The sequence below is a fragment of the Streptomyces sp. NPDC002701 genome (assembly GCF_042889045.1).
Lineage (GTDB): Bacteria > Actinomycetota > Actinomycetes > Streptomycetales > Streptomycetaceae > Streptomyces.
In genome coordinates, this window is record NZ_JBIAQL010000005.1 from 493,823 (window position 1) to 508,633 (window position 14,811).

Genomic DNA, 14,811 nt, shown 5'->3' on the forward strand with positions numbered 1-14,811 from the left:
CTTTGCGCGTGAGGTGAGTCCGGGAAGGGCAGGTGCCGTCCGGGAGCGGCCGGAGGGCCGGACCCCGGGCGCCGACCGATCGGACGACCGGAGTCCGCCGGACCCCGGTGATCAGCACGTGAGCGGGACGTCTCACGATGCGATATCACCCGGGTGGGATTCGGCTGCTCGTTAGACTGAGCCGACCGCAGTCGTGCGGTACGAGACGGACTGAGCGAGGAGCGCACGTGGGCCTTGTCGTGCAGAAGTACGGAGGTTCCTCCGTAGCCGATGCCGAGGGCATCAAGCGTGTCGCCAAGCGGATCGTCGACGCCAAGAAGAACGGCCACCAGGTCGTGGTCGTGGTGTCGGCGATGGGTGACACGACGGACGAGCTGATCGATCTCGCCGAGCAGGTATCCCCGATCCCTGCCGGGCGTGAGTTCGACATGCTGCTGACCGCGGGAGAGCGGATCTCCATGGCCCTGCTGGCGATGGCGATCAAGAACCTGGGCCACGAGGCCCAGAGCTTCACCGGCAGCCAGGCAGGCGTGATCACCGACTCCGTCCACAACAAAGCGCGCATCATCGATGTCACGCCGGGCCGCATCAGGACGGCGCTCGACGAGGGCAACATCGCGATCGTCGCCGGGTTCCAGGGCGTCAGCCAGGACAAGAAGGACATCACCACGCTGGGCCGCGGCGGTTCCGACACCACGGCCGTCGCCCTCGCCGCCGCCCTCGACGCCGAGGTCTGCGAGATCTACACGGACGTCGACGGTGTGTTCACCGCCGACCCGCGGGTGGTGAAGAAGGCCCGGAAGATCGACTGGATCTCCTCCGAGGACATGCTGGAGCTCGCCGCCTCGGGCTCCAAGGTGCTGCTGCACCGCTGCGTCGAGTACGCACGCCGTTACGACATCCCGATCCACGTCCGCTCGTCCTTCTCGGGACTGCCGGGCACCTGGGTCAGCAACGAGAATCCGCAAGGGGACGCGAAGGTGGAGCACGCCATCATCTCCGGAGTCGCGCACGACGTCTCCGAAGCCAAGATCACGGTCGTCGGCGTCCCGGACAAGCCGGGTGAGGCCGCGGTCATCTTCCGCGCCATCGCGGACGCCGAGATCAACATCGACATGATCGTGCAGAACGTCTCCGCGGCCGCCACCGGCCTCACGGACATCTCCTTCACGCTCCCCAAGGCCGAGGGCCACAAGGCCATCGAGGCCCTGGAGCGGTCGAAGACCGCGATCGGCTTCGACTCGCTGCGCTACGACGACCAGATCGGCAAGATCTCCCTGGTCGGCGCGGGCATGAAGACCAACCCGGGCGTCACCGCCTCGTTCTTCCAGGCGCTGTCCGACGCGGGCGTCAACATCGAGCTGATCTCGACCTCCGAGATCCGCATCTCGGTCGTGACCCGCCAGGACGACGTCAACGAGGCCGTGCGCGCCGTGCACACCGCCTTCGGACTGGACTCCGACAGCGACGAGGCCGTCGTCTACGGAGGCACCGGACGATGACCGTTCCCTCGTACGGAGGCGTGTGACGGTGACGGTGCCCGGGCGGCCGGCGCTCGCGGTCGTGGGCGCGACCGGAGCCGTCGGCACGGTCATGCTCCAGATCCTGTCCCAGCACGCGGACATCTGGGGCGAGATCCGCCTCATCGCCTCACCGCGCTCGGCCGGCCGCAAGCTGGCCGTACGCGGCGAACAGGTCGAGGTGGTGGCCCTGTCGGAGGAGGTCTTCGACGGGATCGACGTCGCCATGTTCGACGTACCCGACGAGGTGGCCGCGCGCTGGGCGCCGGTGGCCGCCGCCAAGGGCGCCGTCGTGGTCGACAACTCCGGCGCGTTCCGGATGGACCCCGAGGTGCCCCTCGTGGTGCCCGAGGTCAATCCGCATGCCGCGCGCGTCCGGCCGCGGGGCATCATCGCCAACCCCAACTGCACGACCCTGTCCATGATCGTGGCCCTGGGCGCGCTGCACGCGGAGTTCGGCCTGCGCGAGCTGGTGGTGTCCTCGTACCAGGCGGTGAGCGGGGCGGGACAGCGCGGCGTCGACACCCTGCGGCAGCAGCTGAAACTCGTCGCGGGTACGGAGCTGGGGACGGCCCCCGGTGACGTACGGCGGGCCGTGGGGGACAACACCGGGCCGTTCCCGGAGCCGGTGGCGCTCAACGTGGTGCCGTGGGCCGGGACCGTGCGCGAGGACGGCTGGTCCTCGGAGGAGATGAAGGTGCGGGACGAGTCCCGCAAGATCCTGGGCCTGCCGAACCTGCCCGTCGCCGTCACCTGCGTACGGGTTCCGGTCGTCACCACGCACTCGCTGACCGTCCACGCCCGTTTCCAGGGCGAGGTGACGGTGGACAGGGCGCGGGAGATCATCGCCACGGCGCCCGGGGTCGTGCTCTTCGACAACCCGGCGGCGGGGGAGTTCCCGACGCCGGCCGACGTGGTCGGTACGGACCCCACCTGGGTGGGCCGGGTGCGGCGGGCCCTCGACGACCCCACGGCACTGGAGCTCTTCGTGTGCGGCGACAACCTGCGCAAGGGCGCCGCCCTCAACACGGCACAGATCGCGGAGCTGGTGGCGGCGGAGCTGTGACCTGCGCGGAAGCCACGCGCGAGGCGCACCGGAGCCGTCGGTCGGTGAGCGATTCGCGGCCTGTCTGCGTGCTTCGGCAGGTTCGGGCAGGAAAATCTGTGGTCATGGGCTGAAACGTTTGTAGGATCTGTGTGATTTCTGTGGTTCGATCACGTTCGAAGCTGTGGTCCGGACCACTCGAAGCGAAGCCTCTGGCGTTCGAAGATTTTCCTCCCCGTTCTCCGCAACCGCGCGGAGGGCGGGGAGCGTCTTTGCGGTCGCCCTTCAGGGGCGACCGGACGCCACGTTCATATGGGGCATAGGGGATGAGCTTTTACGTATGAGGGCACTTAGCGCACTGTCTGGCATGCAGTCCGACGTAAAAGTGATGCCTGTCGCGTACAACCCCGAAGGGGGGACGCGTGTCCAACTGGCGTGGCTGAGGTACTCGAATTCACTGTTGCGGCGCGCGGCACGACCTTGCGTCCGCCCCGCCGACCCCGCACGTCCGGCGCGTCCGGCGGCGGCATGCCGGTGATCGCCCCCATGCCCGCAGCGCGGCCGACCCGCATCCCGAACCAGCGCGAGGGCACTGACGAGGCTCTGGCGGCCGGCACCACCGTCGACCATCTCACCGAGACCTACCGCGCCCACTACAGGTCGCTCCTCGGCCTCGCGGCGCTCCTCCTCGACGACACCGCGTCCTGCGAGGACGTCGTCCAGGAGGCGTTCATCCGGGTGCACTCCGCGCGCAAGCGGGTACGAGACCCGGAGAAGACGCTCGCCTACCTGCGCCAGACCGTCGTCAACCTCTCGCGCTCCGCGCTGCGTCGGCGCATCCTCGGTCTGAAGCTCCTCTCCAAGCCGATGCCCGACATGGCGAGCGCGGAGGAGGGCGCGTACGACCAGCTGGAGCGCGACGCCCTGATCAAGGCGATGAAGGGGCTCCAGAGACGCCAGCGCGAAGTCCTGGTCCTTCGGTACTTCGCGGACATGACCGAGGCGCAGGTCGCCGAGACCCTCGGCGTCTCGCTGGGCTCGGTCAAGGCGTACGGCTCGCGCGGCATAGCGGCGCTGCGGGTCGCCATGGAGGCGCCGGCATGAGTGGGTACGACGAGCGAGCACGCCACGACGAGCACGGTCGCCAACGCGACGACGAGCATGAGCAGCACGCTGGGAACGGAACTGTGAATCACGGCCCATCGGAGAACCCGGGCCCGGAAGAGTCGGGCCACGCGGACACGCAGGCGGATGCGCACGCGGACACGCGAGCGGATGTGCACGCGGATGCGGGAGGCCGCCACGACGATCCGTCGGATGCCGCGCCGGACGAGCCTGCGGCCGACTCGGCGGACCCTTCGCCGGGTGACGGCGCCCCGGCGGAGCCCACGGCCCTCCGTGAGGAGGAGTCGGACGCGGTCGCGGTTGCGGAATCGGACGCGGATGCGGAAACGGAATCGGATGCGGATGCGGACGCCGTTGTCTCCGGCGACACGTCCGGCGACACGACGTCCGGCGACAGGTCTGTCACTCCTGTTGCGTCCGCCCCCGGCGGCGAGCACGGTGCGGGCGGCGAGGGCGGGCCGGATCTGTTCGGCTCCGACGAGCTGGCCCTGCGGCGGCTGCTGCAGCAGGCCGTGGTCGAGATCGAGCCGGCCGACGGCGCGCTGGACCACCTGCGCCGCGCGGTACCGGCCAGGCGGGCCCGCAAGCGTCAGGCCGTCGTCGGCATGGCCGCCGCCGCGCTCTTCATCGGCACGGCCGTCCCCGCCCTCGTACACGTCTCGAACTCCACGGGCTCCGACGCCGACCCGTCCCTGACGGGCAACGCCTCGGCGACGCACGGCGGCGCGAACGAGGGCAAGGAAGCCTCCGCGGGCAGCGGTTCCGGCAAGGCCAAGGACTCGTCCAAGGAGTCCGACAAGGGCGACAAGAAGGACAAGACCGACAAGGGCAAGGGGAGCGAGGGCAGCACCGCCGGCGCGGCGCCGACGGTGTCCTCCGCGGGCGCTCCCCCCTGTGCGCCGACCCAGCTCACCGCGGGCGGTGGAGGCGTCAGCGCACCCGACGCCATCGGCGCGGTCTACGGCACCTTCACGATCACCAACGTCTCGGCCGCCAGCTGCACGGTCGTCGGCGGCGGTTCCGTCTCGCCGACCGCGCTGGGCGCCGCGGACCAGTCAAAGATCAACACGGCCCTGCACGGGGCGGGCGACGCGGCTTCCGCGCTGCCGGACCCGTCCACCTACCTCTCCTCGGCGGTCCTGCAGCCGGGCGGGGCGTACAACGTGCAGTTCGCCTGGGTGCCGTCGGAGACCTGCCCGACCAGCGGCGGCACCGGCGGAGGCGGGGAACCCTCGCCCGACCCGACCCCCTCGGAAAACCCCAGCGGGGGCACCGGCGGTACGGTCTCGGAGGGCACCGGCGGCGTGGACGCACAGCTCATGAAGTCCGACGGGGCCGTAGAGGGAAGCGTCAGCGTGGCCTACGTCGCCGAGGGCGGCGCACCGTCGATCTCGGCCGTCGTGCCCAACGCGTGCGCAGGAACGGTCTACCGGACCGGAGTACTGGCCGGTCTCTGACCGCGGCGAACGCGGGCGGGGGCCCGCACCCGGACCCGGCTGCCTGTCTGCAGCAAGCCGCCGGGGTCGCAGGGGCCGACGGGGCCGTCAGGCCGTGGGAGTGGACGACACCTTCGCGGTGCCGGAGTCGTCCTGGGCGGCCCCGCCCTCCGCGGAGGTCTCCTGCGTGAGACCCAGCTCCGCGTCCTGCGCGAACTCCACCTCACGCCGCAGCAGCCGGAACCACATGAAGACCACGAAGCCCGCGAAGACGAACCACTCACCGGTGTAACCGAGGTTCTGGAACGCCTTCAGGTCCAGGCCCGTGTCCGAAGGAGCCGCGGCGGGCACGGCCTTCATCCCGGCGTCGGCCTCGGCGAGCGTGATCCACGCGTCGTACATCTCGTACGGCACGAGGTTCACCAGTGACGCCGAGCTGATCGCACCGGTCTGTCCGGCGGGCAGTCCCCCGGCCGCGGGCACCCCGTTCGACCCGGGCGTCTCCGACGCCTGGAGCGCGCCGGTCACGGTGACCTCGCCGGCCGGAGCCGCCGGTACCTTCGCGGTACCGGCGTCACCGGGGAGCCAGCCCCGGACCACGGGCAGCGCCCTGGCGTCGTCGGTGCGCAGCATCGTCAGCACGTAGAAGCCGCGCCTGTCGTCCAGCTCCCGGTCCGGCACGAGCAACTGCTTCCCGTACCGGCCCGTCGCCGTGGCCTGCTTGCCCGATGTCTCCTTGTCCACCGGCAGCAGCTCCGCGAGCGGCCGGGCCGCCTGGGTCCTGGCCGCCGTGGCCTGCGCGTCGGCGTCGCGATGGTCCTGGACCCGGTCCTCGAACCGCCCCAACTGCCATGACCCCATGAACACACAGAAGGGGATGGCCAACAGCACGAAGACGTTGATCCCCCACCAGCGGGGCGTCAGCAGGAACCGGTACACGACCTCAAAGGTACGGGGCCCTCCCGGGAAGCACGGCCGAGGGGTGCCTCGGCCGGCCGCGTCCCCCTCGGTCAGCTGCCCAGGTGTCGCTCCGCGAAGTCCAGTTCCAGCCGGACCTGCTTGATCCGCTCGTCCACGACCAGCGATCCGTGCCCCGCGTCATAGCGGTACACCTCGTGGTCCGCCTCCCGCGCGGCGAGCCGGGCCACGTAGTTCTCGACCTGGCGGATCGGGCAGCGCGGATCGTTGACCCCGGCGGAGATGTAGACCGGTGCCTTCACCGCGTCGACGTACGTCAGCGGGGACGACGCCTCGAAACGCTCCGGAACCTCCTCCGGGGTGCCGCCGAGCAGCGTGCGGTCCATCGCCTTCAGGGCCTCCATCTCGTCGTGGTAGGCCGTCACGTAGTCCGCGACCGGTACCGCGGCGATACCGAGCGCCCACGCCTCGGGCTGCGTACCCAGACCGAGAAGGGTGAGGTAGCCGCCCCAGGAGCCGCCGGTGAGGATCAGCCGGTCCGGGTCGGCGTACCCGGACGAGACCGCCCACTCCCGTACGGCCTCGATGTCCTCCAGCTCGATCAGGCCGACGCGGTGCTTGAGGGCGTCCGTCCACTCCCGCCCGTATCCCGTGGATCCCCGGTAGTTGACCCGGACCACCATGTACCCGTGGTCCACCCAGGTCGCCGGGCCCGCCGCGAACGAGTCGCTGTCGTGCCAGGTCGGGCCGCCGTGGATGTCGAAGACGGTCGGAAGAGGACCCGTCGCCCCGGCCGGCCGCTGCACGAGCGCGTGGATACGGCCGCCGGGGCCCGTCACCCACACGTCCTCGACCGGCACCGACTTCGGCGCCTTCATACCGGGCGGATCGAGGACGACCTCGCCGGACGTCGAGCGGACCACCGGCGCCTCGGCGGACGACGACCACAGGTACTCCACGCTGCCGTCCGGGCGGGCCGTCGCTCCCGACACCGTGCCCCGCGGCGTCGCCACCCGTTCGAGCGCACGGGTGGCCAGGTCGAACCGCCACAGCTCGCTGCGCGCCTCGAAGCTGTTGACGACGAGCAGGGCGGAACCGTCCGGATACCACTCGGCGCTCAGGTCGCCGTCCAACTGCGAGGCCAGCGCCAGGTCCGTCTCCTCGCCGGACGCCACGTCCCACACCATCGGCTCCCAGCGCCCGCGCCGCTGGTGTCCGACGAGCAGCCGGGTGTCCCCGTCGACCGGGGCGAAGCCCAGCACCTCGAGGCCGAGCTCGGCCGTGCCGCCCTTGGTGTCGTCCAGCTCGGCCACCGCCGAACCGTCCATCCGCAGCACCCGCAGCGCGGAGTGCATCGCGTCGCCGTGCTCGGTGTGCTCGATCGCGATCAGCGAACCGTCGTGCGAGAGGTCGCCCACGCCGGCCGACTCCCGGTGCCGGTAGACCTCGACGGGCTCCTCACCGGTCCTGCTGACGTGGATCGTCGAGCCGTCCTCGTCGGTGGAGCGGCCGACGACGGCGGTCCGTCCGTCCCTGCCGAGCGCGAGCCCAGCAGGGTAGGAGGGGTCGAGCCCGGGGGCCGCGGGCTGGTCCGCGACGGCCGCGCCGCCGTCCCGGTCGCTGCCGTGACTGCCGTCGCTGCCGTCGGCGCCGGACCCGGCGAACGGCTGTCGTCTCCAGATCCCGAACTCGTCGCCGTCCTTGTCGTCGAACCACCAGATCCACTCGCCGTCGGGCGACAGCACGCCGTCCGTCGTTCCGTTGGGCCGGTCGGTGACCTGGCGCTGGGCGCCAGTCTCCCGGTCCCACGCGTACAACTCGTACGTCCCTGTCGCGTTCGACACGAACAAGGAACGGTGCGGGGCGTCCTCCGCCCAGTCGGGCAAGGACACCCGCGGCGCGCGGAAGCGCTTCTCCCAGTCGGGCATGGTCCCCTCGTGCGGGACGGCCTCGTGGCTCTCAGTCATGGCCCCATACTGCACGCACCGGAGGACATCGCGCTGACGGGCCCCTCAGCCTGTGGAAAACTCTCCCGGCGAAGCCGGACACGGCGGGAACGAGGGCGAATCACCGCAGTTCAGGACCTTTCTCGGCGGCTGTGGTCGGTCACGGTGACAGGCAGCGGTCACGGCGAGGATCGGTGGTCGCGGTGAGGACGGGTGGTCGCGGTGAGGGTCAGCGGTCGCGGTGAGGGTCAGCGGTCGGGTGCGGCGTTCCGATCCGGTCCGAGCGGGCGCCGGCCCAGCAGTTCGGCGAGACCTCGTCGGGTGGCGGCGAGGACGACACGGTCCGCGGATCCGAGCACATAGGTGGACGGCAGGTCCCACACCAGCCCCGACGGACGGCCCGGGGCCGGGGTGGCCGAGGCGGCCGCGGTGTCCAGGGCCAGGACCCGCCAAGCCCCCGCACGGAACGCCTCGGCGACGGTGCGGCCCTCCAGTTGCGGATGCCCCGCGACATCCAGGGCCGCGAAGAGCAGCACCCGGCGTTCCACGGGGATCGCCCCCAGGATCTGGCGGCCCATCATCGCTCCGGCGAAGGCGGGCGCGGCCAGATGGGAGACGCTGCGGCTGCGGGTGAGCGCGTGCGGATAGGTCGCGCGCAGGGTGCGGTAGACGGCGGTCGCGAAGTCGTCGTCGTACAGGCGCAGGACGACGCGCAGGTCGGGGCGCACCGACCTGGCGTACAGCGCGGCTTCCAGGTTGGTGGTGTCGGCGCTGGTCAGGGCGAGCAGGGCGTGCGCCCGGTGGATCTTGGCGGCCTCCAGGACGCCTTCCTGCGTGACGTCGCCGAGGACGACGGGCACGCGCAGCCGCCGCGCCAGTGCGAGTCCGCGTGCCTCCGGGTCGGCCTCGACGCACACCACGGGGATGTGGAGTTCGCGCAGGCGCGCGAGGACCCGTGTGCCGATCTTGCCGACTCCGAGCAGGACGACGTGACCGGAGAGCCCTCGGGGCGGCTTCCGCAGCGCCGACCCGCTGCGGAACGTACCGAGGCCCTCCAGGACGGCGGCGAGGAGAACGGGAAGCAGCAGCAACCCGACGAGACCGGACAGGAGTTGGAGGATCTGGCGGCCGAGGGGGTCGTCGAGTGCGGGTTCGTTGATCGCGAAGAGGTCGAGGAGCGTCAGGTAGGTGGCGTGCAGCGGGTGGGCGCCCGTGATCAGCATGGACGTGACCGCGAGCGCGACCACGCAGGCCACAAGACCGGCGAAGGACCAGCGCAGCCGCCGGGAGAACAGTCTGCCGAGGGGCAGCCCGATGGGCAGTCCACCCCGCAGGACACCGCGTCCGGCGGGCTGCGGGGGACCGGAGTACGACACGGTCTCCAGGACGACGGTGCCGCGGCCGGTCGCGGCGGCCACGGACGCCTCGTCGGGCAGCAGTCGCGGCCCCTGCTCGCCGCTGCTCTCCGAACCGTCCGCTCCGGCGGGGTCGTTGGTCGTGGCCGAGAGCAGGGCGAGCGTGCACAGCCCCGGGTCGGCGACCTGGCCGGGTCCCGGCGGCTGCCGTTCCACGGCCCGCAGCATCAGCCCGTCGGTCTGCACGACCTTGCTGGTCCCGGCCACGGCGGTGGCCGCCAGCGCGGGCGCGGCGGTGTCCGCGTCGGAGAGTACGGTCGTGGAGGCGTCGAGGAGACCGGACGCGAGGGCGTCTGCCGAGTCCCCGGACCCGGCCATGGCGAGGGCGGACGCCTGGTCGAGGAGGGCCTCGATGTGCTGGCCGAGCCGACGGTTGTAGAGCCGTATGACCAGCCGCAGGCGCGGGTTGAGCCGGCGTGCCATCAGGGCCGCGCGGATGTTGGTCTCGTCGTCGTCATGGACGAGGGCCAGCGCGGCGGCGCGCTCGACCCCGGCTTCGGCGAGAACGGCCTCGGTGAGTACGGCGGCCTCCATCACCCGTGCCGGTCGCGGCTCTTCGGAGGAGCCGGCGGAGCCGGAGGAGCCCGTGGAGCCCGAAGGGCCGGAGGAGCCGGCGGTACGGGCGGAACCGGCGGCACGACCGGACGCACCGTCGCCGGGGAGCGGTGGCACGGGTGGGGTGCCGTTGCCCGTGGCCCGGGTCATGGCGGCCGACACGCGGTCGAGCAGTGTCGAGGCGCGCGCCCGCCCGACGACCGGTGGCCGCGCGGTCCGTTCGGCGGACGGCACGACCAGCGTCACCCGCTCCCCGTAGACGCCACGCAACTCGGCCGCCAGCCGGTGCGCGAGGGCGTCGTCCCCGCACACCACCATGTGCGCGCCGCGATCGTCTGGTCCGCTGTGACTCGGAAGGCTCCCCACAACAGCACAGAGTGCCTGACCCGTACGGGTGGTTGCACAGGGGCCTGCCGTACGGGAGTTGACTGCGGGTGCGGGTGCGGGTGCGGGTGCGGGTTCGGGTTCGGAGGCGAGGGTGCCGGTCCGGAGCCGACGAGACCGGTCCGGAGCCGAGCATGCCGGTCCCGAGCCGGGACAGGAACGTCGTATGCGTCGACCCGGATGAGAAGCTGTGCCGGAACGGGCGTACTGAAGGTGGAGGGCGGTCCACCGACGCGGCCCTTCCCTACCGGAGGTACCTCTCCCGTGACCACGACCAACCAGGCCCGGCCCACGGTTACGGACCATGAGCCGCCCGAGCCGAGCGTGAACGGCGATCAAGGCGAGCGGGGTGATCGGGGCGATCAAGGCGATCGGGGCGATCGGGGCGAGCCGAAGGGCTGGCAGTTCAACTCGCCCCTCGTCCTGACCATGCTGCTGCTCGCCGGAGTGGTGCTCCAGGGCCCCGTCCGGGGGGCGTTGGCCGCGCCCGTGATGCAGAGCTGGATGACCGTGTTCGTCGCGGTGATCGTGCAGGCGCTGCCCTTCCTGGTGCTCGGCGTACTGCTGTCGGCGGTCATCGCGGTGTTCGTCCCGCCGTCGTTCTTCGCCCGGGCACTGCCGGAGCGACCCGCCCTCGCGGTGCCGGTCGCCGGTATGGCGGGAGCGGTGCTGCCGGGGTGCGAGTGCGCGTCCGTGCCGGTGGCCGGGGCGTTGGTGCGGCGGGGAGTCACACCCGCGGCGGCGCTGGCGTTCCTGCTGTCGGCGCCGGCGATCAACCCGATCGTCCTGACCGCGACCGCCGTGGCGTTTCCGGGCGAGCCGCGGATGGTCCTGGCCCGTTTCGTGGCGAGCCTGCTGGTGGCCTGTGCGATGGGCTGGCTCTGGCAACGGCTGGGCCGTACCGACTGGTTGCGCCCGCCGGCCCGCCCCGCCTCGGAGGGGCTCGGGAAGGGCGCGGCGTTCTGGGGATCGGTCCGGCACGACGTGATGCACGCGGGCGGGTTCCTGGTGGTCGGCGCGATGGCCGCGGCCACGCTCAAGGCGGTGGTCCCGGCGGGCTGGCTCGGCTACGCCGCCGGCAACCCGGTGGTGTCGGTCCTCGCCCTGGCGGTGCTGGCGGTACTCCTGTCCATCTGCTCCGAGGCGGACGCCTTCGTGGCCGCGTCCCTCACCCAGTTCTCGCTCACGGCCCGCCTGACCTTCCTGGTCGTCGGCCCGATGATCGACCTGAAACTCTTCGCGATGCAGACGGCCACGTTCGGCCGAGGATTCGCCCTGCGCTTCGCACCCGCCACCTTCACGCTGGCGGTCCTGGTGTCCTCCCTGGTCGGGGCGGTGCTCCTGTGAACCGCCAGGCACAGGCAGCCGTGCTCTTCCTCACCGGCGGGGCGATCCTGCACGCGGGGCTCACCGACCTCTACCTGCGGTACGTGAAGGCGGGGCTGAGGCCGTTGCTGCTGGCGGCGGGGGTGGTCCTGATCGCCACAGCGGTGGCGACGATCTGGTACGAACGCCGCGCCGCACACCCCGACCCCCTCACCCAGCCGTCCCCAGCTCCGCCATCTCCCCCTCATCCGTCCCTCGCCCCTCCGGCCGCGGACCCCGAACAGGCCGACGACGACGGGCGCCCGCACGCCCATACGCACCGGGAACCCCGAGTCGCCTGGCTCCTGGTCCTCCCCCTCCTGGCCCTGATCCTGGTCGCGCCGCCGGCCCTCGGCTCGTACAGCGCGATGCGCACGGGCACGGCCCTGCGGGAACAGCCGTGGGGCTTCGCGGAGTTGCCCCCGGGGGACACCGTCCGCCTGAGCCTGGTCGACTACGCGGGCCGAGCGGCCTACGACCACGGCCGCTCGCTGGAGAACCGCCGCATCAAGACGGCCGGTTTCGTGGCGGTGGGCAGCGACGGCACGCCGTACCTGGTCCGCATGGCGCTGAGTTGCTGTGCGGCGGACGGCCAGCCGGTGAAGATCGGCCTGACCGGCCGCACCCCTCCGGTCCTGCGCCCGGACACGTGGCTGGAGGTCACGGGCACGTACACCACCGAGCAGACCAGGGACCCGGTGAACGACGGGATCATCCCGTTCCTCGACATCACGGAGGCGAGGCCGGTACCGGCGCCACGGGACCCGTACGACGAGAGCTGGAACGGCTGAGGCCGGCACTCGCCGGTCCGGGCAAGCTGTCAAATCTCTGTCGATACGAGGCATGGGCGGGGGCGACGCGCCGTGCTTGAGCAAGGATGGACGAGCGACGCAGCCCCCATCCATCCCGCACTCCCCATCCTTTCTGTATGGAGGTCCGGAACGATGACCCGCAACCAAGCCCGTCCCCACCCCTCCAGGCGCGCGCTCCTGGGCGGCGCGACCCTGACCGCGCTCGCGGCGGCGACCGGTACGGGCACGGCGAACGCAGCCACCACGACGTCAGCGCCCGCCACATGGCCGACGGAGTTCCCCCTGCCCGACGGCTTCCTGCCCGAGGGCATAGCGATCGGCAGAAAGCCGTACGCGTACATGGGTTCGCGGGCGAACGGCGCGATCTTCCGCACCGACCTGCGCACGGGGAGGGGCAGGATCCTCTTCGCGGGCGCCACCGGCCTCGTAGCGGTGGGCATGAAGCTGGACCACGACGGCCTGTTGTACGTGGCAGGCAACACGGGAGTGGCCCGTACGCACGACTCCCGCACCGGAAACGTGGTGGCGACACACCAACTGTCCGAGGCCACGGGCCACTTCATCAACGACGTGACGCTGCTGGGCGACAGGGCCTGGTTCACGGACTCACGGGCGGCGGCGCTGTACGCGGTCCCACGCGGCCGGTCCGGAGCCGTACGCACGCTTCCGCTCACCGGCGACTGGGTCCAGCTCCCGGACGTGAACAACGCCAACGGCATCGTGGGTGCCCCGGACGGCCACTCCCTGATCGTGGTGAAGAGCACCCCGGGCGAGCTCTACAAGGTGAACACGCGGACGGGCCACGCCACGAGGATCACCCTGGTCGGCGCCCCGAACGTGGTGAACGGCGACGGCCTCCACCGCATCGGCCGCACCCTGTACGTGGTCCAGAACCGCCTGAACGTGATCAGCGTGTTCCACCTGGACCGCACGTCCACGACGGCCACCCTGACCGGCAGCATCACGGACCCCCGCTTCGACGTCCCCACCACAGCGGCCCGCTACGCAAACCGCCTGTACCTGGTCAACGCCCGCTTCACCACCCCTCAACTCCCGGAGACGACGTTCACGGGGGTGGCGGTCCCGATCTGACCGGGGGCATCCGGCCCACGTTTGGCCCCCAGGCGCGAGCACGAGGGAGGGCACGTACTCAGGTGAGTACGTGCCCTCTGACTTATGCCGAGGTCTGGGAGGCCGGATAGTCGGCGTCACCGGCGAGGGACACGCGCAGCGAGAAAGTGGCGGAGTCGGTCAATCTCCCCGACCACTCTCCGGGAACCACTCAGGGGCCCGACCCGCTAAGCGGATCAGGCCCCTGACTTGGTGTTTCGGCTGTCGGGGTGGCGGGATTTGAACCCACGACCTCTTCGTCCCGAACGAAGCGCGCTGCCAAGCTGCGCTACACCCCGATGTCGCTGGTGGCGGCCACTCTCGTGGTGTGCCGTGGCGACGTCGTTTACTTTAGCCCACTGGTGGCCGGAGACGAAATCCGGTTTTCGTGGGGTCGGTGACGGCGTGACCCGGGCCTGAGGTGGTCCAGGGCGACGAGCAGGACGGCCAGGCCGTAGCACGCGACGCCGAGGATGGTGACGTTGCCCAGGACCTCGACGAAGCCGTGCCGGGACACGTCGAGGAACGGGTACGGGTAGCGGGCCGGCGTTCCCGGAGGCAGGAGCAGTCCCCTGGTCACGGTGAAGGCCAGGTACATGAGCGGAAGTACCGTCCAGGCCGCCGCGCTGTGCAGGCGCAGCGCTCCCGGGCGGCTCAGCAGCAGCCAGTCCAGCGCCACCGCGACCGGGATCACCGTGTGCAGCAGGACGTTCGCCGCCGCATGCCAGCCGGTGAGGGTCTCTGCGTCGCCCGCCGTCATCGAGAACGTGGTCGTGTTGTCGGCCAGGATCAGGTGGTAGACCAGGCCCGCACCGATCGCGTACAGCAGCGTGCAGGCGGTGATCCACGGTCGTAGCGGGTGGCGGGCCGTCCAGGCCCGCCGGGCCGAGAGGGCGAACACGACGGCCACCAGGATGCTGCTCAGGACCGTGGAGTAGGTCAGGGCGCGTGACGGGCCGCCCAGGAGCGCGACGAGCGCCACGCCCGCGGCTGCCGCGAGGGCGACGAGGAGGCGGTAGGCGGCGGCCAGGGGCCGGCGTGTGCGGGGAAGCACCGCGTACGCCGGGACGACAGGGATGGCCGCAGCGGCGGCCTTGGCTGCTATGCCGGGAATCCTGGGTATGTCCGGGATGTCCGCAGGTATGGGAGCGGTCATGCCCTCACGTTAGGCAGACCGGGC

At 71.4% G+C, this 14,811-nt stretch carries 11 protein-coding genes and 1 tRNA gene; 7 read left to right on the forward strand and 5 right to left on the reverse strand.

Annotation, left to right across the window (positions count from 1 at the left end):
* Nucleotides 1–227: 227 nt before the first annotated feature.
* The 4 genes from ACFYXC_RS17955 (at nucleotide 228) to ACFYXC_RS17970 (ending at nucleotide 5,147) form a co-directional block, all read left to right on the forward strand.
* Complete coding sequence (locus tag ACFYXC_RS17955; protein WP_388911972.1) at nucleotides 228–1,502, forward strand: aspartate kinase; 1,275 nt, start codon at nucleotides 228–230, stop codon at nucleotides 1,500–1,502.
* Nucleotides 1,503–1,536: 34 nt separating this feature from the next.
* Entirely contained in the window at nucleotides 1,537–2,586 is a 1,050-nt protein-coding gene (locus ACFYXC_RS17960; protein WP_388912199.1) for an aspartate-semialdehyde dehydrogenase, read from the forward strand.
* A gap of 414 nt (nucleotides 2,587–3,000) precedes the next feature.
* Nucleotides 3,001–3,669 carry a SigE family RNA polymerase sigma factor gene (locus tag ACFYXC_RS17965; protein ID WP_389552483.1) on the forward strand — a complete coding sequence of 223 codons (669 nt, stop codon included), beginning with the start codon at nucleotides 3,001–3,003 and terminating at the stop codon, nucleotides 3,667–3,669.
* A 173-nt stretch (nucleotides 3,670–3,842) separates the two neighbouring features.
* A complete protein-coding gene (locus ACFYXC_RS17970) occupies nucleotides 3,843–5,147 on the forward strand; it encodes a hypothetical protein (protein ID WP_389552486.1) in 1,305 nt (434 codons plus the stop codon).
* An 87-nt stretch (nucleotides 5,148–5,234) separates the two neighbouring features.
* Here ACFYXC_RS17970 and ACFYXC_RS17975 read toward each other — a convergent pair whose 3' ends face one another.
* The 3 genes from ACFYXC_RS17975 to ACFYXC_RS17985 form a co-directional block, all read right to left on the reverse strand.
* The gene (locus tag ACFYXC_RS17975; protein WP_388911963.1) at nucleotides 5,235–6,065 is read right to left on the reverse strand and encodes an SURF1 family protein; all 831 of its coding nucleotides are present in this window, start codon (nucleotides 6,063–6,065) and stop codon (nucleotides 5,235–5,237) included.
* Between the two features lie 71 nt (nucleotides 6,066–6,136).
* On the reverse strand, nucleotides 6,137–8,011 hold the full coding sequence (locus ACFYXC_RS17980; protein ID WP_389552489.1) for a S9 family peptidase: 1,875 nt from the start codon (nucleotides 8,009–8,011) through the stop codon (nucleotides 6,137–6,139).
* 227 nt (nucleotides 8,012–8,238) lie between these two features.
* Nucleotides 8,239–10,278, reverse strand: coding sequence for an NAD-binding protein (locus ACFYXC_RS17985; RefSeq protein ID WP_389552492.1), 2,040 nt, complete (start codon nucleotides 10,276–10,278; stop codon nucleotides 8,239–8,241).
* A 330-nt stretch (nucleotides 10,279–10,608) separates the two neighbouring features.
* Here ACFYXC_RS17985 and ACFYXC_RS17990 point away from each other — a divergent pair, with 330 nt between their 5' ends.
* The 3 genes from ACFYXC_RS17990 to ACFYXC_RS18000 all read left to right on the forward strand — a co-directional run bounded on the left by ACFYXC_RS17990 (nucleotide 10,609) and on the right by ACFYXC_RS18000 (nucleotide 13,613).
* Nucleotides 10,609–11,691 carry a permease gene (locus ACFYXC_RS17990; RefSeq protein ID WP_389552495.1) on the forward strand — a complete coding sequence of 361 codons (1,083 nt, stop codon included), beginning with the start codon at nucleotides 10,609–10,611 and terminating at the stop codon, nucleotides 11,689–11,691.
* Nucleotides 11,688–12,500: a TIGR03943 family putative permease subunit gene (locus tag ACFYXC_RS17995; RefSeq protein ID WP_389552497.1), complete on the forward strand. Its 813-nt coding sequence runs from the start codon at nucleotides 11,688–11,690 to the stop codon at nucleotides 12,498–12,500. The genes ACFYXC_RS17990 and ACFYXC_RS17995 overlap by 4 nt, the downstream gene beginning before the upstream one ends.
* Before the next feature lie 153 nt (nucleotides 12,501–12,653).
* Nucleotides 12,654–13,613 carry an SMP-30/gluconolactonase/LRE family protein gene (locus ACFYXC_RS18000; protein ID WP_389552500.1) on the forward strand — a complete coding sequence of 320 codons (960 nt, stop codon included), beginning with the start codon at nucleotides 12,654–12,656 and terminating at the stop codon, nucleotides 13,611–13,613.
* A gap of 243 nt (nucleotides 13,614–13,856) precedes the next feature.
* On the opposite strand, the gene ACFYXC_RS18005 is transcribed toward ACFYXC_RS18000, so the two are convergent.
* Nucleotides 13,857–13,930 (reverse strand) — tRNA-Pro (locus tag ACFYXC_RS18005).
* A 47-nt stretch (nucleotides 13,931–13,977) separates the two neighbouring features.
* Nucleotides 13,978–14,787, reverse strand: coding sequence for a Pr6Pr family membrane protein (locus tag ACFYXC_RS18010; RefSeq protein ID WP_388911938.1), 810 nt, complete (start codon nucleotides 14,785–14,787; stop codon nucleotides 13,978–13,980).
* Between the last annotated feature and the right edge of the window lie 24 nt (nucleotides 14,788–14,811).

Bases quoted from the DNA above. Each gene is read 5' to 3' on its own strand.
- ACFYXC_RS18010 (WP_388911938.1), bottom strand. From the start codon at position 14,787: ATGACCGCTCCCATACCTGCGGACATCCCGGACATACCCAGGATTCCC.
- ACFYXC_RS17985 (WP_389552492.1), bottom strand. From the start codon at position 10,278: ATGGTGGTGTGCGGGGACGACGCCCTCGCGCACCGGCTGGCGGCCGAG.
- ACFYXC_RS18000 (WP_389552500.1), top strand. From the start codon at position 12,654: ATGACCCGCAACCAAGCCCGTCCCCACCCCTCCAGGCGCGCGCTCCTG.
- ACFYXC_RS17980 (WP_389552489.1), bottom strand. From the start codon at position 8,011: ATGACTGAGAGCCACGAGGCCGTCCCGCACGAGGGGACCATGCCCGAC.